General features: G+C 61.9%; 20 protein-coding genes. 9 read left to right on the forward strand and 11 right to left on the reverse strand.

The window, feature by feature from the left end; genetic code table 11:
* The first annotated feature begins 93 nt into the window (after positions 1 to 93).
* The 7 genes from fabD to gmk all read left to right on the forward strand — a co-directional run bounded on the left by fabD (position 94) and on the right by gmk (position 6,678).
* Complete coding sequence (gene fabD, locus GFM02_RS11665) at positions 94 to 1,038, forward strand: ACP S-malonyltransferase (RefSeq protein ID WP_168321760.1); 945 nt, start codon at positions 94 to 96, stop codon at positions 1,036 to 1,038.
* Positions 1,039 to 1,089: 51 nt separating this feature from the next.
* Positions 1,090 to 1,827 (forward strand): 3-oxoacyl-[acyl-carrier-protein] reductase, encoded by a 738-nt coding sequence (gene fabG, locus GFM02_RS11670; protein WP_077976145.1) that lies wholly within the window; start codon positions 1,090 to 1,092, stop codon positions 1,825 to 1,827.
* A 286-nt stretch (positions 1,828 to 2,113) separates the two neighbouring features.
* A complete protein-coding gene (locus GFM02_RS11675) occupies positions 2,114 to 2,350 on the forward strand; it encodes an acyl carrier protein (protein WP_132610620.1) in 237 nt (78 codons plus the stop codon).
* Positions 2,351 to 2,443: 93 nt separating this feature from the next.
* Positions 2,444 to 3,706: a beta-ketoacyl-ACP synthase II gene (fabF, locus tag GFM02_RS11680; RefSeq protein WP_020049355.1), complete on the forward strand. Its 1,263-nt coding sequence runs from the start codon at positions 2,444 to 2,446 to the stop codon at positions 3,704 to 3,706.
* Between the two features lie 182 nt (positions 3,707 to 3,888).
* Positions 3,889 to 5,106, forward strand: coding sequence for an endolytic transglycosylase MltG (mltG, locus tag GFM02_RS11685; protein ID WP_168270288.1), 1,218 nt, complete (start codon positions 3,889 to 3,891; stop codon positions 5,104 to 5,106).
* Positions 5,107 to 5,124: 18 nt separating this feature from the next.
* Positions 5,125 to 6,012 (forward strand): YicC/YloC family endoribonuclease, encoded by an 888-nt coding sequence (locus GFM02_RS11690; RefSeq protein WP_168270290.1) that lies wholly within the window; start codon positions 5,125 to 5,127, stop codon positions 6,010 to 6,012.
* A gap of 3 nt (positions 6,013 to 6,015) precedes the next feature.
* Positions 6,016 to 6,678 carry a guanylate kinase gene (gene gmk, locus GFM02_RS11695; RefSeq protein ID WP_020049358.1) on the forward strand — a complete coding sequence of 221 codons (663 nt, stop codon included), beginning with the start codon at positions 6,016 to 6,018 and terminating at the stop codon, positions 6,676 to 6,678.
* Positions 6,679 to 6,745: 67 nt separating this feature from the next.
* Here gmk and rsmA read toward each other — a convergent pair whose 3' ends face one another.
* From rsmA to GFM02_RS11730, 7 genes are all read right to left on the reverse strand, one after another.
* The gene (gene rsmA, locus GFM02_RS11700) at positions 6,746 to 7,573 is read right to left on the reverse strand and encodes a 16S rRNA (adenine(1518)-N(6)/adenine(1519)-N(6))-dimethyltransferase RsmA (RefSeq protein ID WP_168270294.1); all 828 of its coding nucleotides are present in this window, start codon (positions 7,571 to 7,573) and stop codon (positions 6,746 to 6,748) included.
* On the reverse strand, positions 7,573 to 8,601 hold the full coding sequence (pdxA, locus tag GFM02_RS11705) for a 4-hydroxythreonine-4-phosphate dehydrogenase PdxA (RefSeq protein ID WP_168270297.1): 1,029 nt from the start codon (positions 8,599 to 8,601) through the stop codon (positions 7,573 to 7,575). Before pdxA ends, rsmA begins: the two co-directional genes overlap by 1 nt.
* Before the next feature lie 6 nt (positions 8,602 to 8,607).
* Positions 8,608 to 9,552 (reverse strand): peptidylprolyl isomerase, encoded by a 945-nt coding sequence (locus tag GFM02_RS11710; protein ID WP_020049361.1) that lies wholly within the window; start codon positions 9,550 to 9,552, stop codon positions 8,608 to 8,610.
* Between the two features lie 184 nt (positions 9,553 to 9,736).
* On the reverse strand, positions 9,737 to 12,064 hold the full coding sequence (locus GFM02_RS11715) for an LPS-assembly protein LptD (protein ID WP_168270299.1): 2,328 nt from the start codon (positions 12,062 to 12,064) through the stop codon (positions 9,737 to 9,739).
* The gene (gene lptG, locus GFM02_RS11720; RefSeq protein ID WP_168270301.1) at positions 12,064 to 13,152 is read right to left on the reverse strand and encodes an LPS export ABC transporter permease LptG; all 1,089 of its coding nucleotides are present in this window, start codon (positions 13,150 to 13,152) and stop codon (positions 12,064 to 12,066) included. Before lptG ends, GFM02_RS11715 begins: the two co-directional genes overlap by 1 nt.
* Positions 13,149 to 14,330, reverse strand: coding sequence for an LPS export ABC transporter permease LptF (gene lptF / locus GFM02_RS11725; protein WP_168321761.1), 1,182 nt, complete (start codon positions 14,328 to 14,330; stop codon positions 13,149 to 13,151). Before lptF ends, lptG begins: the two co-directional genes overlap by 4 nt.
* A gap of 100 nt (positions 14,331 to 14,430) precedes the next feature.
* Entirely contained in the window at positions 14,431 to 15,204 is a 774-nt protein-coding gene (locus tag GFM02_RS11730) for a phosphatase PAP2 family protein (RefSeq protein WP_168321762.1), read from the reverse strand.
* Between the two features lie 144 nt (positions 15,205 to 15,348).
* Between GFM02_RS11730 and GFM02_RS11735 the strand changes: the two genes are divergently transcribed.
* Both GFM02_RS11735 and GFM02_RS11740 read left to right on the forward strand, forming a co-directional pair.
* Complete coding sequence (locus GFM02_RS11735) at positions 15,349 to 16,836, forward strand: leucyl aminopeptidase (protein ID WP_168321763.1); 1,488 nt, start codon at positions 15,349 to 15,351, stop codon at positions 16,834 to 16,836.
* Complete coding sequence (locus GFM02_RS11740) at positions 16,836 to 17,285, forward strand: DNA polymerase III subunit chi (RefSeq protein ID WP_168321764.1); 450 nt, start codon at positions 16,836 to 16,838, stop codon at positions 17,283 to 17,285. Before GFM02_RS11735 ends, GFM02_RS11740 begins: the two co-directional genes overlap by 1 nt.
* Positions 17,286 to 17,403: 118 nt before the next feature.
* Here GFM02_RS11740 and GFM02_RS11745 read toward each other — a convergent pair whose 3' ends face one another.
* From GFM02_RS11745 to GFM02_RS11760, 4 genes are all read right to left on the reverse strand, one after another.
* Positions 17,404 to 17,907 (reverse strand): hypothetical protein, encoded by a 504-nt coding sequence (locus GFM02_RS11745; RefSeq protein WP_168321765.1) that lies wholly within the window; start codon positions 17,905 to 17,907, stop codon positions 17,404 to 17,406.
* Between the two features lie 72 nt (positions 17,908 to 17,979).
* The gene (locus tag GFM02_RS11750; protein WP_168321766.1) at positions 17,980 to 18,906 is read right to left on the reverse strand and encodes a Gfo/Idh/MocA family protein; all 927 of its coding nucleotides are present in this window, start codon (positions 18,904 to 18,906) and stop codon (positions 17,980 to 17,982) included.
* A gap of 89 nt (positions 18,907 to 18,995) precedes the next feature.
* On the reverse strand, positions 18,996 to 21,038 hold the full coding sequence (locus GFM02_RS11755; RefSeq protein WP_168321767.1) for a prolyl oligopeptidase family serine peptidase: 2,043 nt from the start codon (positions 21,036 to 21,038) through the stop codon (positions 18,996 to 18,998).
* A 149-nt stretch (positions 21,039 to 21,187) separates the two neighbouring features.
* Positions 21,188 to 23,071, reverse strand: coding sequence for an ABC-F family ATP-binding cassette domain-containing protein (locus tag GFM02_RS11760; protein ID WP_168321768.1), 1,884 nt, complete (start codon positions 23,069 to 23,071; stop codon positions 21,188 to 21,190).
* Positions 23,072 to 23,115 lie beyond the last annotated feature (44 nt).

The raw sequence follows: 23,115 nt of genomic DNA on the forward strand, positions 1-23,115 counted from the left end.
GCTTTGCGGACAATGAGCCGCCACTTGACTCTGCCGGAAAGAATGTCAATTGGAGGCAAAACAGCCTCAAGGGGCTCAATCAGGGACATGAAAATGACCATTGCTTTCACTTTTCCCGGTCAGGGCAGCCAGGCCGTCGGCATGGGCAAGGATCTCGCCGAGAATTTCGCGGAAGCCCGCGCCGTTTTCGAAGAGGTCGATGAGGCACTCGGTGAAAAGCTTTCGGACGTCATGTTCAACGGTCCCGAGGATACGCTGACCTTGACGGCGAACGCCCAGCCGGCGCTGATGGCCGTCTCGATCGCCGTTGTCCGCGTTCTCGAAGCCAAGGGGCTGGATCTGAAGTCCAAGGTCGCCTACGTCGCCGGCCACTCGCTCGGCGAATATTCGGCACTTTGCGCCGCCGGCAGCTTTTCGCTCGCCGACACTGCTCGGCTGTTGCGCATCCGCGGCAATGCCATGCAGGCCGCCGTCCCCGTCGGCGTCGGCGCCATGGCCGCGATCATCGGCCTCGAACATGCCGACGTCGTTGCCGTCTGTGAGGCAGCGGCCGCTATCGGCGCCTGCCAGATCGCCAACGACAATGGCGGCGGCCAGATCGTCATCTCGGGCGAGAAGGCAGCCGTCGAAGAGGCGGCCGCCCTTGCGACCGACAAGGGCGCCAAGCGCGCCATCCTGCTGCCGGTCTCTGCTCCGTTCCATTCGACGCTGATGGCGCCCGCCGCCGACGCCATGCGCGAAGCGCTGGCAAAAGTCGCCAAGTCCGACCCCGTCGTGCCCGTCATCGCCAATGTCCGTGCCGCCCCGGTGACCGGCGCCGACGAGATCGCCGGCCTGCTGGTCGAGCAGGTGACCGGTCAGGTCCGCTGGCGCGAGACGGTGGAATGGTTCGCCGGAAATGGCGTGACGACGCTTTATGAACTCGGTTCCGGCAAAGTGCTGACCGGCCTTGCCCGCCGCATCGACAAGACGATCAACGGCATCTCCGTCAACGGTCCGGCGGATATCGACGCGGCAGTCGCCGCCCTCATGGCCTGATTGGTATTTCCGGACACCGGATTTGGTGTCCCTGTTATAAGGAACGTTTCCATGCTCGATCTTTCCGGCCGCAAGGCTCTCGTCACAGGCGCATCGGGTGGTATCGGCGAGGAAATCGCCCGCCTTCTTCATAAGCAGGGCGCCATCGTCGGCCTGCATGGCACCCGCGTCGAGAAGCTGGAAGCGCTGGCCGCCGATCTCGGCGAGCGCGTCAAGATCTTCCCGGCGAACCTCTCCGACCGCGATGAGGTCAAGGCGCTCGGCCAGAAAGCCGAGGCCGACCTTGAAGGCGTCGACATCCTCGTCAACAATGCCGGCATCACCCGCGACGGCCTGTTCGTGCGCATGAGCGACGAGGACTGGGACAGCGTCCTCGAAGTGAACCTGACGGCGACCTTCCGCCTGACGCGCGAATTGACGCATCCGATGATGCGCCGCCGCTATGGCCGCATCATCAACATCACCTCCATCGTCGGCGTCACCGGCAATCCGGGCCAGGCCAATTACTGCGCCTCCAAGGCCGGCATGATCGGCTTCACCAAGTCCCTGGCGCAGGAAATTGCCACCCGCAACGTGACGGTCAACTGCGTCGCACCGGGTTTCATCGAAAGCGCCATGACCGGCAAGCTGAACGACAAGCAGAAGGAAGCGATCATGGGGGCGATCCCGATGAAGCGCATGGGCACGGGCGGTGAGGTCGCTTCGGCGGTCGCTTACCTTGCGTCCTCCGAGGCTGCCTATATGACGGGCCAGACGCTGCACGTAAACGGCGGCATGGCGATGATCTGAAACGACAAACCGCTGGCATGGGAATAATTCCGCCAATAGCATGTTGAGCAATCACGAACCGTTGATTTTCTGGCTTTGCGGCAGACATAAAGCATGTTAAGCGGGCCATGACTGTGAACAGTCGTCCCGAGAAAGCAGACGGACCGGCGGGCTTTTTGCAAGCCTGGGACATCTCTGAAGCCGGGTAAACGAGTTTGCCGAGGATGTCTGAAAACATCGCAGGCTGAAACAGGGTAGGGGTGCCGCGATGGCATTCCGATCAGGACATAAGGTCGAGGAAACCGACATGAGCGATATCGCAGACCGCGTAAAGAAAATTGTTATTGATCATCTTGGCGTTGATGCCGACAAGGTTGTCGAGAGCGCCAGCTTTATCGACGATCTGGGCGCTGACTCGCTCGACACGGTCGAACTTGTCATGGCTTTCGAAGAAGAATTCGGCGTTGAAATTCCTGACGACGCTGCCGACTCGATCCTGACGGTCGGCGATGCAGTGAAGTTTATTGAGAAGGCCCAGGCCTGATCCTGTGAATTTGAGAAAGGGCGGGCCTGGAGTCCGCCCTTTTCTTTTCGGCATATTTCTCCATAGAACATAAGAGACGGGGGAAAGCACGCGATGAGACGTGTCGTCATCACCGGTACCGGCATGGTATCACCCTTGGGATGCGGAACCGAGGTGACGTGGTCCCGGCTGCTTGCCGGTCAGAACGGCGCCCGCCTCGTCACCGAATTCGAGGTCGATGATCTTCCCGCCAAGATCGCCTGCCGTATTCCTATCGGTGACGGCACCGACGGCACCTTCAATGTCGATCAGTGGATGGAGCCGAAGGAGCAGCGCAAGGTCGATCCCTTCATCATCTACGGCATGGCCGCCGCCGACATGGCGCTTGCCGATGCCGGTTGGCATCCTGAAACCGATGAGGACCAGATCGCCACCGGCGTGCTGATCGGCTCCGGCATCGGCGGCATCGAAGGCATTGTCGAGGCGGGTTACACCCTGCGCGACAAGGGCCCGCGCCGCATCTCCCCCTTCTTCATTCCCGGCCGCCTGATCAACCTCGTCTCCGGCCAGGTGTCGATCCGCCACAAGCTGCGCGGACCCAATCATTCGGTCGTCACCGCCTGCTCGACGGGCGCGCATGCGATCGGCGATGCCGCGCGGCTGATCGCGCTTGGTGATGCCGACGTCATGGTCGCTGGCGGCACGGAATCCCCCGTCAGCCGCATTTCGCTTGCAGGCTTTGCCGCCTGCAAGGCGCTGTCGACCCAGCACAACGACGATCCGCAGAAGGCGTCGCGTCCCTATGATCGCGACCGCGACGGCTTCGTCATGGGCGAAGGTGCCGGCATCGTCGTGCTTGAGGAACTGGAACACGCCAAGGCGCGCGGCGCCAAGATCCACGCCGAAATCGTCGGCTACGGCCTGTCGGGCGACGCCTATCACATCACCGCGCCGTCCGAAGACGGCGAGGGCGCCGGCCGCTGCATGGCGATGGCGCTGAAACGCGCCGGGCTGACGCCGGCCGATATCGACTACATCAATGCCCACGGTACCTCGACCATGGCCGACACGATCGAACTCGGCGCCGTCGAGCGGCTGGTCGGCAATGCGGCGTCGAAGATCTCCATGTCCTCGACCAAGTCGGCGACAGGACACCTTCTCGGTGCTGCCGGTGCCATCGAGGCGATCTTCGCCACGCTCGCCATTCGCGACAATATCGCGCCGCCGACACTCAATCTCGACAATCCCGAACGGGAGACGGCGATCGATCTTGTTCCGCACAAGGCGCGTGAGCGAGACATCAATGTGGCGCTGTCCAACTCGTTCGGATTCGGCGGCACGAACGCGTCGCTCGTACTGCGCCGTTACGCGCAATAAGAGTCTTGCAAGCGGTGTGACGGGTCTCCCTTGCACCGCAAACCGGCCGTCCTCTACGTTGCGTAAGGGGCGTGCGAAAGCATAACAACCGGCAGCGGCGTCGTTGAACGGCGGCAGAACCTGCTTTTGCCGCATTGCTTCGCGAAATAGCGAAGTGAGGGTCAAGTTTTAGAGGATTGCCGGTGAGCGATACGACGAACCAGAGCAACGATAGCCAGGCGCAAAAGGGACCGATTATCCCGAAATCGCCCAGCGAAGCCCTGCGTCCGGAGCGCGTTCCGGAGCCGCCGAAGCGGTCCAAGAAAGCCCGCGGCCAGGTCGTTCTTTTCCTGAACTTCATCATGACGATGGCGGTTCTGGTCTGTGTCGTCGCCGTCATCGGCTTCTACTACGCCACATCGACCTATCGGAACCCGGGTCCGCTGCAGACCAACACCAATTTCATCGTCCGCAACGGCGCTGGTCTGACCGAAATCGCCTCGAACCTCGAGCGCAACGCGATCATCAGCGATGCCCGCATCTTCCGCTATCTCACGGCAACGCATCTTTCTGCCGGTGAGAGCCTGAAGGCGGGTGAGTACGAGATCAAGGCGAGGGCCTCCATGAGGGATATCATGGAGCTGCTGAAATCGGGCAAGTCCATTCTTTATTCCGTTTCCTTCCCCGAGGGCCTGACGGTCCGCCAGATGTTCGACCGCATGCTGCAGGATACGGTGCTGGAAGGCGACTTGCCGGCGGCACTGCCGACCGAGGGCAGCCTGCGTCCGGATACCTACAAATTCTCGCGCGGCACGAAGCGCTCGGAAATCATCGAACAGATGGCGGCTGCGCAGCAGAAGCTCGTCGATCAGATCTGGGACAAGCGTGACTCGTCGCTGCCGCTGCGATCCAAGGAGGAGTTCGTGACACTCGCCTCGATCGTCGAAAAGGAAACCGGCGTTCCCGACGAGCGTGCTCATGTCGCCTCCGTTTTCCTGAACCGGCTCGGCAAGGGCATGCGCCTGCAGTCCGACCCGACGATCATCTACGGCCTCTTCGGCGGCGAGGGTAAACCGGCCGACCGGCCGATCTACCAGTCGGACCTGAAGCGGGACACACCTTACAACACCTATGTCATCAAGGGTCTGCCGCCGACGCCGATCGCCAATCCCGGCAAGGATGCTCTGGAAGCCGTCGCCAATCCCTGGAAAACGCAGGATCTCTATTTCGTCGCTGACGGCTCCGGTGGCCATGTTTTCTCTGCGACGCTCGAGGAGCACAATGCCAACGTCAAGCGCTGGCGCAAGCTCGAAGCCGACAAGGGTTCGGACCCGAACATCGCAGTCGACGGCCAGCCGGAAGAGCAGCCGGCAGATAATGGCGCGACCGTCGCGCCGCCGAAGAAAAAGAAGATCAACTGAGACTTTCGGGAGGCTCGCATGGCTTTGCAGTCGATGACCGGTTTTGCGCGGCGCGAGGGAACGAGCGGCCGCTGGCGCTGGGCATGGGAACTGCGCTCGGTCAACGGCAAGGGCCTCGACCTGCGCCTGCGTCTGCCGCCCGGTCTCGAACGCATGGAGGCAGAGGTCCGCCGCCTCGCCGGAGAAAGCTTCAGCCGCGGTAACCTGCAGGCATCGCTATCCGTCACCGCCGACGAGAACCGTTTCGAGGCGGTGCTGAACAGGCAAGCGCTTGCCGCCGTGCTGGCCATGCGCGAGCATCTGGACGGCGTCATCGATCCGGCGCCGCTGAAGCTCGATACGCTGCTTCTGGTGCGCGGCATCGTCGAATTCCGCGAAAGCGAGGATGGCGAGGAGGCTCTTGCTGCCCGTGACGCCGATATCGTTGCCGGCCTGCTGGCCACGCTTGCCGATCTGAGAGCGATGCGCGAACAGGAAGGGGCGGCGCTGGCCCGCATTCTTCACGATCACGTCACGACGATCGAAGGCCTGACGCGGACGATCGAGGCCGATCCATCGCGCTCCCCGCAGGAGATCGCTGCGCGGCTTGCCGCGCAGGTCGCCTTGTTGATGGACGGCATGGCCGCGCTCGACCGCGACAGGCTGCATGCCGAAGCCGCGCTACTGGCGACCAAGGCGGATCTGCGCGAGGAAATCGATCGTCTGAAGGCTCATATCGCCGCAGCGCGCGATCTCCTGGTGAAAGGTGGCCCCGCCGGGCGCCGGCTGGACTTCCTTGCACAGGAATTTAACCGCGAATCGAATACCATCTGCTCGAAGTCGAATGCCTCGGCGGTCACCGCCGCCGGCATCGAGCTGAAAGTCGTGATCGACCAGTTCCGCGAGCAGGTCCAGAATTTGGAGTAAGACATGAAACCGGCGAAATCCTCGCCCGTGCAGATCGCCCGCCGCGGTCTGATGCTTGTCATCTCGTCGCCGTCAGGCGCCGGCAAGTCCACCATCGCGCGCACGCTGCTGGAGACCGACAGGCAAATCGGCCTTTCCGTCAGCGTCACCACGCGCCAGCGCCGCCCGAGTGAAGTCGAGGATGTGCATTACCACTTCAAGAGTGTGCGCGAGTTCGAACGGCTGCGCGATAGCGACGCGCTGCTCGAATGGGCCGAGGTGCATGGCAATTTCTACGGCACGCCGCGCGAGCCGGTCGAGCAGGCCATGGGCGAAGGCCGCGACATGCTCTTCGACATCGACTGGCAGGGCGCCCAGCAATTGCAGGAGAAGATGTCGGCCGACGTCGTCTCGATCTTCGTGCTGCCGCCGACCATGACCGAGCTCCAGTCGCGGCTGCACCGCCGTGCCGAGGATTCCGAGGAGGTCATCCAGACGCGCCTCGCCAACAGCCGCGCCGAGATCGCCCACTGGCGCGAATACGACTATGTCATCGTCAATGACGATCTCAACGCCGCTCTCGACGCCGTCCAATCGATCGTCAAGGCCGAACGCCTGCGCCGCGACCGCCGCCATGGCATGTTCGACTTCGTCCGCGAGTTGCTGGAAGAGACGCCGTCGATTTAAAACGTGATGCCGAAAAGTCTGCGCGATTTCGCGATGAGACACCAAATCTGAAAGATTGCGGCGCGCCTTAGAGGCTGTTCGCCAACAGGCAAAACTCCTCGACGGACAGGGTTTCTGCCCGACGCGCCGGATCGATCCCGGCCTTGACGAGCAGGCTCTCGCCGCCGAGCGGTTTCAGGCTTTGGCGCAGCATCTTGCGGCGCTGGCCGAAGGCCGCCTGTGTCACTTTTTCCAGATTGCCGACAGCGCAGGGGATCGGGTTTTCGCGGGGGGTCAGTTGCACGACCGTCGACGTCACCTTTGGTGGCGGCGTGAAGGCTTGCGGCGGCACGTCGAAGGCCATGCGTGCCTCCGTCCGCCAGCCGCAGAGCACGCCGAGACGGCCGTAATGGTCGTCGTCTTCGTTGGCGACGATACGCTCGCCGACTTCCTTCTGAAACATCAGCGTCAGCGACTGCCAGAACGGCGGCCAGGCTTTCGGCAACAGCCAGTTGACCAGCAACTGCGTGCCGACATTGTAGGGCAGGTTGGCAATGATCTTGATCGGGCCTTCCGGCGCCAATGTTTCGAAATCCGTCTTCAGCGCATCGCCTTCGATCACCTCCAGCCGGCCGGGATAATGATCGGCGACCTCGGCAAGCGCCGGCAGGCAGCGTGTATCCCGCTCGATGGCGATAACCTTCCTGGCGCCGAGCGCCAGGATCGCGCGCGTCAGTCCGCCGGGGCCGGGGCCGACCTCGAAAACGGTCGCATCTTCGAGCGCCCCCGCCGTGCGGGCGATCTTCTGCGTGAGGTTGAGGTCGAGCAGGAAGTTCTGCCCGAGCGCCTTGCGTGCGTCGAGGCCGTGACGCTGGATGACGTCGCGAAGCGGCGGCAGGCCATCGAGTGCTGCCATCAGCGGCGGCTCTCGGCGCTGCGGCCGAGCTGGGCGGCGAGCTTCAGCGCCGCAACGAGGCTGTGCTCGCGCGCCAGTCCCTTGCCGGCAATGCCGAAAGCGGTGCCGTGATCCGGCGAGGCGCGCACGAAGGGAAGCCCGAGCGTCACGTTGACGCTGTCGTCAAAACCAAGTGCCTTGGCCGGGATCAGCGCCTGATCGTGATACATGCAGATGGCAACGTCGTATCGCGCCCGCGCCTCGTCATGGAACATCGTATCGGCGGGCAGGGGGCCGATCGCATCGATGCCCTCGTCGCGCAGGCGCTCGATCGCCGGACGGATGACGTCCTCGTCCTCCGTGCCGATCGCCCCGCCTTCGCCCGCATGCGGGTTGAGGCCGGCAACGGCGAGCCGCGGCGCCTCGATGCCGAAGCGCTGCCTCAGATCTTCATGGGCGATCCTGCAGGTTTCCAAGATCAGTTCGCCCGTCAGCGCCTGCGGCACGTCGCGGACCGGAATATGGATGGTGACGGGAATGGCCCGGAGCTTCGGCCCGGACAGCATCATTACCGGTGTTACCGGCCGGCCGGTCGCCCTGGCGGCGAGATCGGCGAGAAATTCGGTATGGCCGGGAAACCGGAAACCCGCCTCGTAAAGCACGGCCTTGGCGATCGGATTGGTAACGACTGCGAGCGCCTCGCCGTCAATGACAAGCGACACGGCTTTCTCGATCGACGCGATCGTGCCTTTCGCCGTTGCCGCATGCGGTTCGCCGGCCACGACCTCGATACCGGCCGATATGGTCATGACGGGCAGCGCATCGGCAAACATGCCGGCGGCCTTGCTGGCTTCATCGGTCTCGCGGATCGAGACCGCCAGATTGAGCTGGCGGGCTCTCAACGCCAGAACGTCGGGGTCGCCGATCAGGAAGAAAGGCGGCAGCCCGAGTTCTCGCCGCCGGAGCCAAGCCATCAGAGTAATATCCGGCCCGATGCCGGCGGGGTCGCCCTGGCTCAGCGCAAGCGGTCGCGAAAACGGTATCGCCATTGTCGGTCAGCGATAGGCGATCTGCGCCTTTTTGCGCAGTTCATCCAGGTATTTCTTGCTGTTTTCGTTTTCCGGGCTGGCATCCTTGCCGGCCTTGGACTTGTCGAGATCTTCCTGGCGGAAGACCATTTCGGCGGCCTGGTCGTCCGAGACCTGCCGCTGGCTGCAGATTGCCAGATATTCGACGCCCTTGTCGGTGACGCGGGTCCCCGTCGTGTTGCCCTTGGCCTGCTCGACCAGCGGCTTCCAATCCGGCGGGATCTCGGGGGCGAGCAGGCGGCCGAGATCGCGCACGGAAACGTCGCGCATCGTCGCAGCAAACACCTTTGCCTGATCGCAGCCCGGAAATTTGGAGCGCGACGCCTCGGCCTCGCCCTTGCGCTTGCCGGTGATGGCGCCGCGCTTGGCTTGCGGAATGACGAAGATGATCTGCTGCAGCATATATTCCGTCGTCACCGGCTTCTGCTTGTTGTTCTGCATCATGCGCGAGACGAGATCATAGTTCGACAGCCGCGAGGTCGAGCCGTAGCGGGCGTTGACGACACGCGGCCAGCTCATCTGCACGGCGATGAAACCTTTGAAATGATCGACGCCGACGCCGGCGCGATCGAGGATCTGCGACATCTGCTCTGGGGATAGCTTGTTGCCGCTCGAAAAGCGCGCGAAAGACGCATCGACGTCCTGCTGCGAAACCGACATACGGACGCGGGCGACTTCCTGCCGCTTGAGCGCCTCGTCGACCAATTGCTCCTGGGCAGTCTTGGCGTCGGCCTTCGTACGCTGCAGGCGCAGGAAGGCCTGGCGCTTGGCGACATCGCCGCTTGTGATAGCGGTGCCGTTCACCACGGCTTTGACTTCACTGGCCGCAAGCGCTGGAGCGGCAAAGCCTGTCAGCAATGCAAGCGCTGCTCCGGCGAGGAACTTGGTTATGGCTTTTTTCGCGTCAATCATCTGTTGACCTCCCGATAGCGCCGCGAGACGTTGTTCGCGGCGTTCTTACCACAGTGCGAGACACGCTGAAATCGCTTCCATCACGGCGCGAAACCCCTATGCCTCAGATACCGACTGGCGGCAATGTCCTGCACAGGCTTACGGCGAAAGAATGGCTTCAGGCCATGTTTGCGCCGATCGCCCGTCATTCGAGGGTGTCGGTACCGATCTTGATGTCGCCGAGCGTGCGGAAGGTCAGCCGTGCGCCGATCGTCCAGTCGCTTCCCGACTCGTCGTCGGAATCTCTGCTGTCCGTATAGGCGATTGTGAAGATCGTGCATTCGTCGTCATAAGAGAGGCCGATCGTCCGCCGGCTGATCACATCATTGTTCAGATCCCAGGCAATGCCGCCGAAAATCGACCAGTAATCCTTGAACCTGACGCTGCTGTTGGTCTGGATCTCGTCATTGTCCTCGGCAAAGCCATATGCCGGCTGGGCGCTGAGATGAGTGTAGGTCAGCTGCGTTGCGAAGGTATCGGTCTGGTAGGCCGTCGTCAGGTCGCCGCGGCGGAATTCGAAATCTTTTTCGTCGAGCCGGTAGGAGGCTGCGACGGAAACGCCGTACGGTGTTTCGACGCCGCCAAGGCCGACATAATCGGAGCGGTCGGTTTCAAGGCCTGAATCCGCGCCGACATTGACGAGGTCATCGGTCGCAAACGAGTTCTGGCCGGCAATCTGATAGGACTGGCCGAAGATGCCGTGCAGCTTGTAACCGCTGTCGAATGTACCGGTGTACTGAACGCCGATATTGGCGCGGGTGCCGCCTTCGACCCGGTCGTAGCCTGAGAACTTGTCGCGGTCGAACAGCGAGGTGGCGTCGAAGACGAAGCTTTGCGCATCCTCGTTCGGCAGGCGGCCTGCCAACTGCTCGTCGGGGCGGGCATAGATCTGTGCGATCGGCTCGAGGATATGGGTGCTATTGTCAGTCGTCATCAGGATCGGATAACGCATCTCCAGCCCGGCTGTGAACATCGAGCGGGTAGCGGAATTGCCATCGTCGTAGTTGCCGGCGTAACCTGTGGGGTCGTCCATGTTCAGCGCGAAGGCATCGCCGCGCGCGGCCAGTAACGGCGTGATCACCAAGCCGGTCGGCGTGACATAAGTGCGCTTCCACTGCAGCTCGGCAGTCAGCCGCGAGGTTTGTCCCTTCAAGCCGGCGAAGCGCTCGAAGCCATCGACGGTATAGAAGTCGTCATGGGTGCGCGAAATATTCGTCAGGTTGACATCAGCCGAAAGCTCGCCGCCTGCAAGGGGTTGCGGCGCCACGTAATGATAGTCAAGCGACGGATAGACGATCGGCTGCTGTTTTTCGGCGGTGTTGGTCCGGTCGGCATCCTGGACGTCGAAATAGAACGCCCGCATGTCGAAATAATTGCGTTTCCCAAGTCCCGTCAGATAGATCTGGTTGGTCCGATCCGTGCTGGCCAGGCCGCGGAGTTTGTACGTTTTCGAGAAATTGTTGTCGCTCTGCATCATGACGTCCCAGCCGAACGTCCAGCGTGGATTGATGCGGAATTCGGCCTTGGAAGCCACCATGCCACGCTGGTCGGCTTCGGCATCGCTGGTGCCGGAGCTGAAGTTGCCCGGGTTTGCCTGGTCGATGCCAGCGACGCGCAGAATATGCGTGCCATTTTCGAAGCGTTGACGAAATTCGCCCTCAATGAGGAAGCCCTGGGCTGTGTAGCCCGTGGCGGTGACCGTCGCGTCCATGCTTGGCGAGATCACATAGTAATAAGGAACGGAAAGACCGAAGCCGAGATTCTGCGACAGGCTCATCGTCGGAAACAGAAAGCCGGACTTGCGTTTCACCGTATTGTCGGGAACTTCGATGAACGGCAGGAAGGCGATCGGATGGCCGAGCAGCTCGAAGCGTGCTCTCTCCAGACGGATCGTATGCGTCTCGCCGTTCTGGATCACCCGCTGGGCCTTGACCTGCCAGAAAGGGGCGCGCTTCGGATCTTCGGCGCAGGGAAGGCAGGCCGTGTAGACGCCCTTGTTGAGAATCATCTTCGTGCCGCCGACGCGCTCGCCGCTTTCGGCGACGATGCGGGTATTGTCGGCGGTCTCGATGCGCAACGAGTTCAGGAACCCGTCGGCAAAATTGTCGGTCACGTCGAGGTTGTCGGCATAGATACGGTTGCCGTCCGGGCTGACCAGCTCGACATTGCCAAGCGCCATCATCCGGCCGGTCTTCTGATTGTACTCGACCTTCTGCGCGACCATTTTATAGCCGCCATAGTTGATCTGCACGCCGCCGACCGCCGACACCAGATCGGCGTCACGATTATAGACCAGTTCATTGGCCGAAAGCAGAAGCTTGGCCCCTTCGGGAATATTCTTCTCTATATTTTGTTCGGGCGCGCTGGCCTGGCCGAAAGAGGCCGGGGCGCTGCCGAAATAGGAACATAAAGCCGCACCGACAAGCAGGGCAACCAACTGTTTACTAAAATACTTGCGGTCGCCTGCCGCCACTAGCCGTCCTCCTGATGAAGCAGAATAGTCGCACCCAAGGCCAGCGCGACGACCACCGGTATCCACGTCGCCACGAAGGGGGGCACGACTCCACTGCTTCCGAATGCCTTTACAAGCACGGTGACGACATAAAGCATGAAGCCCGAGAGGATGCCACCCAGAATCACGGAGCGGGATTGGTTGAACCGGCTAAATTTTAGGGACACTGTTGCGGCTATGAAAGTCATGGCCACCAGCAGCAGTGGTTGGGACAACAGGGAGTTGAATTGCGTCTCCAGCGCCTTGGTCGAAATGCCGAAGGATTTGGCTGCCGCAATTCGGTTGGAAAGGTCAAAGAAACCAATTGTTTCCGGCGCTGTCAGCCGCTCCTGGACGAAGTCCTGTTTCAGATTGGTGCGAAGTTGAACCGAAGCTTTACGCACGGGGATTTCGCCAGGCTTGCGCTCCACTACGGTGTTAAGTTGCCAGTAACCATCTTCCAATTTTGCCGTGGCGGCGTCCTGTCTCAGAATGACCTGACCGCTTGAATCGAAATGGATCAGCGCCGCGTCGATCAGCTTGGTTCCGTTCTCCTGGACCGTCTGGGCGCCGATGATGACATCGTCCCGGCCACTGATCTGGCGCAGCCACGGAATCTGCGGCGCCTTGCGCAGAACCGCGTTCTCGCCGCGCCAGTCGGATTCGACCAGCAGTGCCTGGCGCTGTCCCCAGGCGGCAAGCGGGTTCAGCGCCGCCATCGTCAGCAGGCCGAGCGCCAGCGAGCCGGCGATGAAGGGGAACATGAACTGCCAGACCGAAATGCCGGCGGCGCGCGTGACGACGAGTTCATATTTGCGGTTGAGGCCGATCAGCACCGTCATGCCGACGAACAGCGCGATGAACGGCACCGTCTGCTGCAGGATGAGCGGCAGGCGCACCGCGGTCATCAGGACGCCGCCGCCGATCGTGTAGCCGGGAAGGCCGGACATGCGGCCCGCCGTCTCGCTGAAATCGAGGAGGAAAGAAATCGCCGAGACGCCGATCAGGAACCAGCCCGTCGTCACCAGATAGCGGCGAAAGAAATAACGCGACAATGTCCCGAACATCATTGGGCAGTGCCCCCGCCGATCCTGCCGGTTGCGGCAAGCAGCCTTTCCTGCATCCGCCTCCAGAAAGACGAAATCCGGTCCCGGATGAACGAAGGCATGACCAGTCGTTTGTGAAGGCCGAGGAAGACGATTGAGACGATGCTGCTGACGATCGGGATGGCGTAGAGGACGGCGATATATTCAGGGTCGGTATCGATCTGATTGGCCGCGTAGAAGGCCGCCCATCGCATCGCGAAGGCATAAGCGAGAGCGCTCACCATCGGATGCAGCCGCGCTTCGCGGTGCGAGCGCGCATCGCCGGCGATCGCCAGTGAAAACAGTGCAAAGACGACAGGCAGGATCCAGTCGGTCAGCCGCCGATGCAGTTCGGCGCGGTAGCTTTGCGGCCGGATCGTAAAGTCCTTGTCGGCCGGATCCGGATTGAACAGGAACCACAGGTCACGGTCGCTGGCGCGCAGCGTCGCCTGACCGCGATTCTCCGTCATGTCCGAGAGGTCGAAGGAATAGGAATCGAAATTAATGACCGAGACGTTGCCGTCGGGCGTTTTGCGGTGCACTTCGCCTTCATGCATGATCAGCGTCGTGCCGGTGTCGTCGACGGCGCCTTCCTTCGCATAATAGATCAGTTCGTAGGCCGGGTCGCGCTCGTCGGCGACGAACAGGCCCTTCAGCATGCGGCCCGCCATCCGCTGCGAGATCTGTACGTAGAGGCCTTCATCGAGCTTGCGGAAGGTCTTTTCCTCGATCACCGAAGAGAGGAGGTCAGCATAGGTCTCGGCGATCATCTGGCGCACGACGGTCTTTGCGCGCGGCTCGACGACGTTGTCGACGAAGAAGGAAAAGGCGCTGATGACGGCGGCAAGCAGCAGGATCGGGCGGATCAGCACGCTGCGCCGCGCCCCGGCCGCGTCGATGACGGTGAGCTCGGAATCATTGTTCATCGTCGTCAGCGTCTGGGTGATCGCGATAACGAGAGCGAAGGGCAACACGACGGGAATGATCGACGGCAGAATCATCGTCGCCAGCTTGGCGAACGAGCCGATCGACTGGCCGCTGTCGGTGACCAGATTGATGCGCTGCAGAACCTGAGTCGTCCAAATGATCGCCAGAACCGGCAGGAGCGCCACGAGAAACATCTGGCCGACGCGCCGCAATATGTATGTCTCGAGTAGTTTCATGCCTGCCCTTGAAAGCACCTGCACGCCCAAACGGCTTTGCAGGAGAATCCCTCTACGCTCTTTGTCGCGCTTTTGCGACAAGCTGGTGTCAAAAATTCATTCAAATTTCAGAATTTTTTTGATGCTGTTGCGACTCAGTTAACGCCAGCAATGCGGCGAAGACGACAAGCGACGAAAGCCATCCAAGAACGACGTCGGAAAGATAGTGTGCGCCGAAGGATAGCCGCATCGCCGGGGTGAGGATCGAGATCGCCGCCAGGGGTGCCGCCACCGCATAACGCAGGGATTTCGGCACGAAGAGCAGGAGGCAGAAGAGCCAGCCGGCACTCGCCGCCTCGCCGGAGACGAACGAGCAGTTCGAAACGCATTTTCCGGCAAGCGAACCTGCCTCGACGAAATGCAGCGCACCGCCGAAAATGTCCGTCTGTATCGGCCGCGGCCGGCCCCAATGGTCCTTCAGGACGACATTGACGAGCAGCACCGGCCCGATCAGCAGCGTTCCGAGCGCGACTTTGAGCCTTTGCGCGCGCTGGGCGTTGAAGGTCGCACCATGCTGCTGGTAGCATTCGACGAGTTTCCACAGCATCACGATCGCCACCACATAGGGTAGCCGGAAGAAGAGAGTGCGCAGCAGGTCGAAGGCCGCGACGTCGCGATAGGGAAAGCCGCCGCAGATGCTCCCGGCAGCAGCAGTCGCGTCGCAATCTGCGCCCACGAAAAAAAGCTGGGAAAAATAGATGTCTATTCCGGGAAAAGCGCGGAAGACGGCAAGCAGTGCCCACCACATCCAAAATAGCAGCATGAACGCGCCGAAAGTTGTTTTCGGCAGGCGGATTGCCAAGCCCCGCCATCGATTTTTCGAAAAAACTGTCAACGCGAATATCTACAAAACCGACGAAAACTAGAGAGCCCTGATGGCTGCGGGCGACCATAACAATTGTCGCAAGCCATTGACAGACCCGCCAAACGCGAAATTATCCGCAAGGGACGGATTTCAAAGAATCCCAGCGGAGAAGACATGTCAGTAAAGTTGGAAATTTCATTCTCGAAGTCGGCAAAGCTCAATGGCGGCCTGGCGATCCTGTTGAAGACTGCAGAGGCCGACAGCGCTGCCGGCGCCGACACGGTCGATCCCGCAGGCGTGATCGCCAAGGCTGCCAGGATCGCCCGATTCTCCGCAAAATCCATGAGCGGGCTCGATATTGTCGCCCCTGAAGGCGCGCCCGTCGAGCGCATCGTCGTTATCGGGCTTGGCAAGGCCGCCGAACTCACCGCCCATGACTGGCTGAAGGCCGGCGGTGCTGCGGCATCGAGAATCAAGAATACCGACAAGGCCGCCGTCTTCATCGATGTGCCCGGGCTCGAGACGAGCGCGCCGGCAGCTGCCGATTTCGCGCTCGGCATGCTGCTGCGCACCTATAGCTTCGATACCTATAAGACGAAGAGCGACGAGGAGGAGAAGCCGGCGAAATCCGTCAAGGTGACGATCGTCACTGCCGATCCGGGCGGTGCCAAGAAGGCGTTTTCCGATTCCGAAGCGATTGCCGGTGGTGTCAACCTTGCCCGCGACCTCGTCAACGAACCGCCGAACGTGCTCGGCCCCGTCGAGTTCGCCGCCAAGGCGAAGGAGCTGGAAAAGCTCGGCGTCGAAGTGGAAATCCTGACGGAGCGCGAAATGCGCCGCCTCGGCATGGGCGCCCTTCTCGGCGTCGCCCAGGGCTCCGTGCGCCCGCCGCGCCTGGCGGTCATGCAGTGGAAGGGCGGCAAGGGCAAGGATCGTCCCGTCGCCTTCATCGGCAAGGGTGTCGTCTTCGATACCGGCGGCATTTCGATCAAGCCGGCCGCCGGCATGGAGGACATGAAGGGCGATATGGGCGGTGCGGCAGCCGTCACCGGCCTCATGCATGTGCTCGCCTCCCGCAAGGCCGCCGTCAATGCCGTCGGCATCATCGGCCTGGTCGAGAACATGCCTGACGGTAACGCCCAGCGTCCGGGCGATATCGTCACCTCGATGTCCGGCCAGACGATCGAGGTGATCAACACCGATGCCGAAGGCCGCCTCGTGCTCTGCGATGCGCTCTGGTACTGCAACGACCGCTTCAAGCCGCAGTTCATGATCAATCTTGCGACACTCACCGGCGCGATCGTCGTGGCGCTCGGCAATGTGCATGCCGGCCTGTTCTCCAATGACGACCAGCTTTCCGCCCAACTGACGGCAGCCGGTCTTTCGAGCAACGAAAAACTCTGGCGCATGCCGCTCGGCAGGGATTACGACAAGCTGATCGACAGCAAGTTCGCCGATATGAAGAACACCGGCGGCCGACAGGCCGGCTCGATCACGGCCGCGCATTTCCTCAAGCGCTTCGTGCAGGACACGCCTTGGGCGCATCTCGATATTGCCGGCACGGCGATGGGCTCGCCGCAGGATGAGATCAACCAGTCCTGGGGCTCCGGGTTCGGCGTGCGCCTGCTCGATGAACTCGTTCGCGCCCATTATGAATCCTGATGACGGAAATTCTCTTCTATCATCTGACCGAATCCAGGCTGGAGGACGCGCTTCCGCCGCTCATCGACAAAAGCGTCGAGCGCGGCTGGCGCGTTGCCGTCCAGACGCGCGAGCCGGCGCGGCGTGATGCTCTCGATCAGCATCTTTGGACTTTCCGCGAGGAGAGCTTCCTGCCGCACGGCACCGACGAGGCGGATTTCGCCGAAAGCCAGCCGGTGCTTTTGACCGTGACGCCGGACAATGCCAATGCGGCGACCGTGCGTTTCATCGTCGACGGCGCCGAGCCGCCGCCGGTCGATGCCTATGAGCGCGTCGTCTTCATGTTCGACGGTCACGACCAGGAGCAACTGGAAGCCGCGCGTGCGCAGTGGAAGAAGCTGAAAGGCGAGGGGCACAACCTCACCTATTGGCAGCAGACGGCTCATGGGCGGTGGGAGAAGAAGGCCTGAGCGTTTCGCCACGACGCTACAGCGCCGCGCGTCTTTTCGAGAGCCGCAAAGGACGCTGTAACACTTTGAATTGCTGCATGAAGCCGTCCAATTTCGCTCTCCCGGCCAGCGAACGCCGCTACCGTTTCGAGCCTTTATCCTCGTCGAGGTTTGTCAGGATATTGAGGGGTACGATCCCGCCAGCACTTTCCGACGCGTCGAGCGCCTCGACTGCCAAAACATGCTTTCCATTCGGACTGACGAAAGCGAAGGCCCACGCCTTGTCGGCAAAGGTGCTGACCGGCATTTCCGCCCAGCCGGCTTGATGGACAAGGCGTTCGGCATAATAAGCCTTGATGGTCTGGGGCTCGGTGGTGCTGGCAAGATTGCGCGCCAGGATACGCATGGACTTCTCTCCGAACCGCCCTTCCAGTTGGCCCAGCACCTTGCGGGTGGCCTGCCAATCCTGGTCCTGGGTCGCCGATCCGAAGGAATATTCCTCGGATCGGGAAATGCCCGGTGGATCAGGCGGCATGACGACCTCTTCGCCCGAACATGTCGCAAGGCCGAGAAGCGGCACCACAAGGATGCCAATCTTCAACACGCGGAAAAATCGGCCCTTGCGGCCAATTTTGTTGCTCATGAGCGGCTGCCCCCGAACACTATTGCCATAGGCCGGCAGATCTTGCCGGTTTCTATGACGTTATTGCGACGCTCAGTCGTGGAACGCGTCGACGAATTTTCGCTTGCCGAGCATGAAGGCATCGGCGACGTGGCGCAGCGGCGCGAGATCGACATCCGATTTGCCGGCCTTGATGATTTCGGCAAAGCGACGGTAGAGCGAGGGATATTCCTGCTCCGGCTCGGTGAATCTCAGCGTGCCGTCGATCAAAAGCTTGGCGCCGCCCTCGGCGAGCACCATCTGGCCGGCTGCTGTCTCCGCGACGATGTCCCAGCTCTGCTTGCCGGTCTGGCGCCAGTCGAATTCGGCGTGAACCGGCAGGCCGTCAGCATTGCGGAAGTGAATGGCGGCCGCGATCGGCGCATCGCGATTCTCGGGAAATTCGAGCACGGCCTCGGTGATGAAGATCGGCCGCGGCAGGATATGGGTGACGATCGACAGCGCGTTGATGCCGGGATCGAAAACGCCTAGGCCGCCGGCCTGCCAGATCCAGTCCTGGTTCGGATGCCAGTGGCGAACATCCTCCTTCCAGATCACATGCACGCTTTTGATCGTCGTCGCGGCAAGAAACGCCTTGGCCGCCTCGACGCCCGGTGCATAGCGCGAATGCCAGCTGGCAAAGAGCGACGCACCCTGCTTGTTCGCCAGCGCTTCGAGATCGGCCACTTCGCTGAGCGTCGCGCCGGGCGGCTTTTCCAGGAAGACATGCTTGCCGGCGACCAGCGCCTTATAGGCTGCCTCATAGCGATATTGCGGCGGCATGCAGAGCGAGACGGCATCGATCGAGGGCTCGGCGTCGAGCATCGCTTCGATCGTCGTATAACTCTTGACGCCTTCGACCGTGCCGTGGCGGCTTGCCGTGGCGACGAGTTCGAAATCCGGGTTCTTGGCGATGGAGGGAAGGTGCTGGTCGCGGACGATCTTGCCGACGCCGACGATGGCGAGGTTGATAGGAGACATGGTGTTTCGCTCGAGCCTGTATGAAAAGTATGATTTATTGATCTGTTTGTATCAGAAAGAGGCGCGCCGACAAGCGCTCCTCCTCCATTCTATCGCATGATGGTTTGGCGAAGGAAGCTGTAACCCATCGCCGCGCGGGCGGCGCGCTCTTCGGAATTGCCGTCGCCGCCATGCCCGCCGGAGCCGAATTCATGGAAGAGCGGCCGGTGTCCTTCTTCCTCCAGCCGCGCGGCAAAGCGGCGCGCATGCGAGGGATGCACGCGGTCGTCATTGGCGGAGCTTTCGATGTAGATCGGCGGATAGCTGACCTTGGTCGCCGCCCCGACATTGTGAAGCGGCGAATAACCGAGCATGAAGTCCCGGTCCACCGGCGTCTCCGGATCGCCATACTCGTCCATCCAGGCTTGCCCTGCGGTAAACAGGTGGAAGCGTGTCATGTCGAGGACCGGCACCTGGCACCAGACGGCGCCGAAATCTTGCGGGTAGCGCGTCAGCATCACGCCGGTCAGCAGACCGCCATTGCTGCCGCCCTGGCAGGCAATCCGCGACGGCACGGTATAGCCGCGGGCGACGAGATCGCGCGCGATGGCGACGAAATCGGCAAACGCCCGGTCTCGCCCCTGCCGCTTGGCGCTGCGATACCAGTCGGGCCCGAATTCGCCGCCGCCGCGAATATAGGCCTGCACATAGGCGCCGCCTTGTTCCAGCCAGCGTCCTGTCACGCCGGAATAGCTTGGCGACAACGGGACATCGAAGCCGCCATAGCCGTAAAGCAGCACCGGCAGCGCGCCCTTGGTCCATTGCTTCGGCAGAACCAACCGGTAGGTAACCCTCGTTCCGTCCTCCGAAACAGCCTCCAGCAGTTCGGATGACATATCGGTCGTATCGAAATAGCTCGGCGCCGCGGCGACGAAAACCGGCTCGGCCTCTCTGCTGCGATCCGACAGCTCGAGACGGTAACAGACGGGCGGCTGCAGGAAGCCCTGGCCGATGACGAGGAGCGTATCGTCGCCAAGATGCAGATCCGCATGGAGTGGCCTGAAGTGAGCCGTTTGCATATCCGCCGGCAGTGCGATCTCGCGCTGCTCGCCGTCAGGCCTTGTCAGGTCCAGCACCATGAGACGCGGACGCAGCCGATCGGAGATGATGAAGACGCACCACTCCTGCATCAGCATCATCTGCGCGATGGACTGGCCCTCGCCAGGCTGAAACAGGATCCGCTCCGGCCCGAGCAGGGCCGTCTCCGAGGCGGGGTCGAAGCGTTGCAGCACGAGGCTGCCGGTCGCAACGCGTTCATCGGTCTTTGCCCGCCAAAGGCAATGATCATGATTGAACTGGAAATCGGCTTCCTTAGGCAGATCGATGCGCCGCTGCGTGCCGTCGCTGGCGATCAGGAAAGCGCTCGCGACGCCGATCTCGTGGGCGGCGACGAAAATATCGATCAATCCGCGATCCGCCCAAGCGCCTGATAGGACAGGGTCGATGACGAGATTGAAGCCGTAGACATCTTCGTCCGCGGCTTCGAACATGACGGCGGCATCTTCCGGGCGTTGCCCGCGCTTCAATCGCCGTCCGACACGCGGCCATCCGGAGCGGGTCGCCGAAAATCTGTCGATGGAACCGAAATAGCAGATTTCGTCGCGGCTCAGCCAGGTGGCATGCGATCGTGCGGCCGGTGTATCGAAGCCGCCCTCGACGACCTGTTTCCGCTCGGCGTCGAATTCGAGCAGCCGGAGAAGGTCGGAGCCGCCGTCTGAAAGCGTGAGCAGCACCCGCGTCGGCTCCCATGGGCAGGTGACGGCGCCGCGCCAGTTCCAGCGCTTGCCTTCCCTGACGCAGAAGGCGTCGAGATCGAAGACCGGCTCCCAGGCGGCGTCCGGCAGCGGCTCCTGATCTGCCGGCAGGCGCAGCCAGATGCCGAGAGGATTGTCCTTGCTCTGGCGGAAATCGAACAGCCACTCTCCTCGGCGCATCGGAACGATCAGCCTGTCCTGCCGCTCGATCAGCGCTTTGATCGCGTCGCGATCCCTGTCGAATTCAGGTGTTCTCAGTGCCGCGCCGGAAACCCGGTTGTGCTCGTCGATGAACTGGCGGGTGCGTGGATCGTCGTCCGTTTCGAGATGAAGGTTCATTCTAACCTGCCGGTTTCCGTTGACGTCGGACAGATCTAGGCAGACGGTCCCGACTTGGCAACCTGCTTCACCGGATCGTCACGAAATCGGCCGAGGCAACGACGGTGTTGGGCACCTCGGTCTTCTTGAATTTCAGCGTCACCCTGTGGCTATCCCGCCATCGCTTCTTCGTATTCGGCCGACAGCATCAGCCAGTCTTCCTCGGCGGCAGCCAGTTTTGCCGCGGCTTCGCCGCGCTGCTTTGCCTTCTCGGCGGCTTTAGCGGGCGTCTTCTCGTAAAGGGCCGGATCCGCAAGTTCCGCGTCAAGCGCCTGAATCTGTTTCTCCAGCTTCGCCGTCAAGGATTCGATTTCGTTGATCTTTTTCCTGAGCGGCGTCAGCGAGGCGCGACGTTCGGCATTGAGCTTGCGCTGGTCGGCCTTCGACGTCGCGTCTTCAGTTAGCTGCGGCTTTTCTTCTTTTTTTTTACCTGAAGTGACGATGAGGTCGCGGTACTCGTCCATATCGCCTTCGAAACTCGTCACGGTGCCGCCATTGACCAGCCACAGCCGGTCGACCGTCGCCTCGATCAGATGGCGATCATGCGAGATCAGGATGACGGCGCCTTCATAGTCGTTCAGCGCCTCGATCAGCGCGCGGCGGCTGTCGATGTCGAGGTGGTTGGTCGGCTCGTCGAGGATCAGCAAATTGGGCGCATTGAAGGCGGCAAGCCCCATCAGCAATCGGGCTTTTTCGCCGCCGGAAAGATCCTTGGCGGCCGTCGCCATCTTCTCGGTCGCAAGCCCCATCTGGGCGACGCGGGCGCGCACCTTGGCTTCCGGCGCGCCCGGCATCAGGCGGCGCACATGCTCCACCGCCGATTGCTCGGGAATGAGGTCGTCGAGCTGGTGCTGCGCGAAGAAACCGATCTTCAGGCTCGGCGCGATCTTCACTTCACCGCTCTCCGGCGCGAGACGGCCGGAGATGAATTTGGCGAAGGTCGATTTGCCGTTGCCGTTCGAGCCGAGCAGGGCGATGCGGTCGTCATTGTCGATGCGCAGATTGAGGTTCTTCAGGATCGGATTGCCGGGCTCGTAGCCGACGGCGCCGCTCTGGATCGCGACGATAGGCGAAGCCGGCTGCTTTTCCGGCTCAGGAAACGTGATCGGCTGGACGTGGTCCTCGATGACGGCGGCGACCGTTCCCATGCGCTCCAGCGCCTTGACACGCGATTGTGCCTGGCGGGCCTTGGAAGCCTTGGCCTTGAAGCGATCGATGAAGCCCTGCAGATGTTTGCGTGCCGCGTCGTTCTTGGCCTTGGCCTTGGTCTGCAACTCGTCAGCTTCCGCCTTTTGCCGCTCGAACTGGTCGTATCCGCCGCGATAAAAGGTGAGCTTCTTCTGGTCGAGGTGGACGATTGCATTGACCGCGTTGTTCAACAGGTCGCGATCGTGGCTGATGATGATGACGGTATGCGGATAGCGCCTGACATAATCTTCAAGCCACAGCGTGCCTTCGAGGTCGAGATAGTTGGTCGGCTCGTCGAGCAGGAGCAGGTCCGGCTCGGAAAACAGCACGGCGGCAAGGGCGACGCGCATGCGCCAGCCGCCGGAAAAGGAGGAGGCGGGACGGGCCTGCGCGTCCTTGTCGAAGCCGAGGCCGGCAAGAATGCTCGCCGCGCGCGCTTCGGCCGAATGCGCGTCGATATCGACAAGACGCATCTGGATTTCGGCGATGCGATGCGGATCGGTCGCCGTTTCCGCCTCGGCAACGAGAGCGGTGCGTTCCTTGTCCGCGGCAAGCACGATCTCGATCAGAGCATCCTCGGTCGCCGGCGCTTCCTGCGCCACCTGGCCGATGCGTGCGGCCTTGGGGATCGACACCGTTCCGCTCTCCGAGCCGAGATCGCCGGTGATGACGCGAAAAAGCGTGGACTTGCCGGCGCCGTTGCGCCCGACGAGCCCAGCCTTCGTGCCTGAAGGCAGCGAAACGCTGGCATTGTCGAGAAGCAGGCGCCCGGCGATGCGGGCGGAAATGTCAGTGAGCGTGATCATGGCCGGCGTTTTGGCCGAAAGCGCTCGCTAAGGCAAGAGCGCTT

Origin of the sequence: Rhizobium leguminosarum bv. viciae (genome assembly GCF_012276115.1) — a bacterium.
Lineage (GTDB): Bacteria > Pseudomonadota > Alphaproteobacteria > Rhizobiales > Rhizobiaceae > Rhizobium > Rhizobium leguminosarum_T.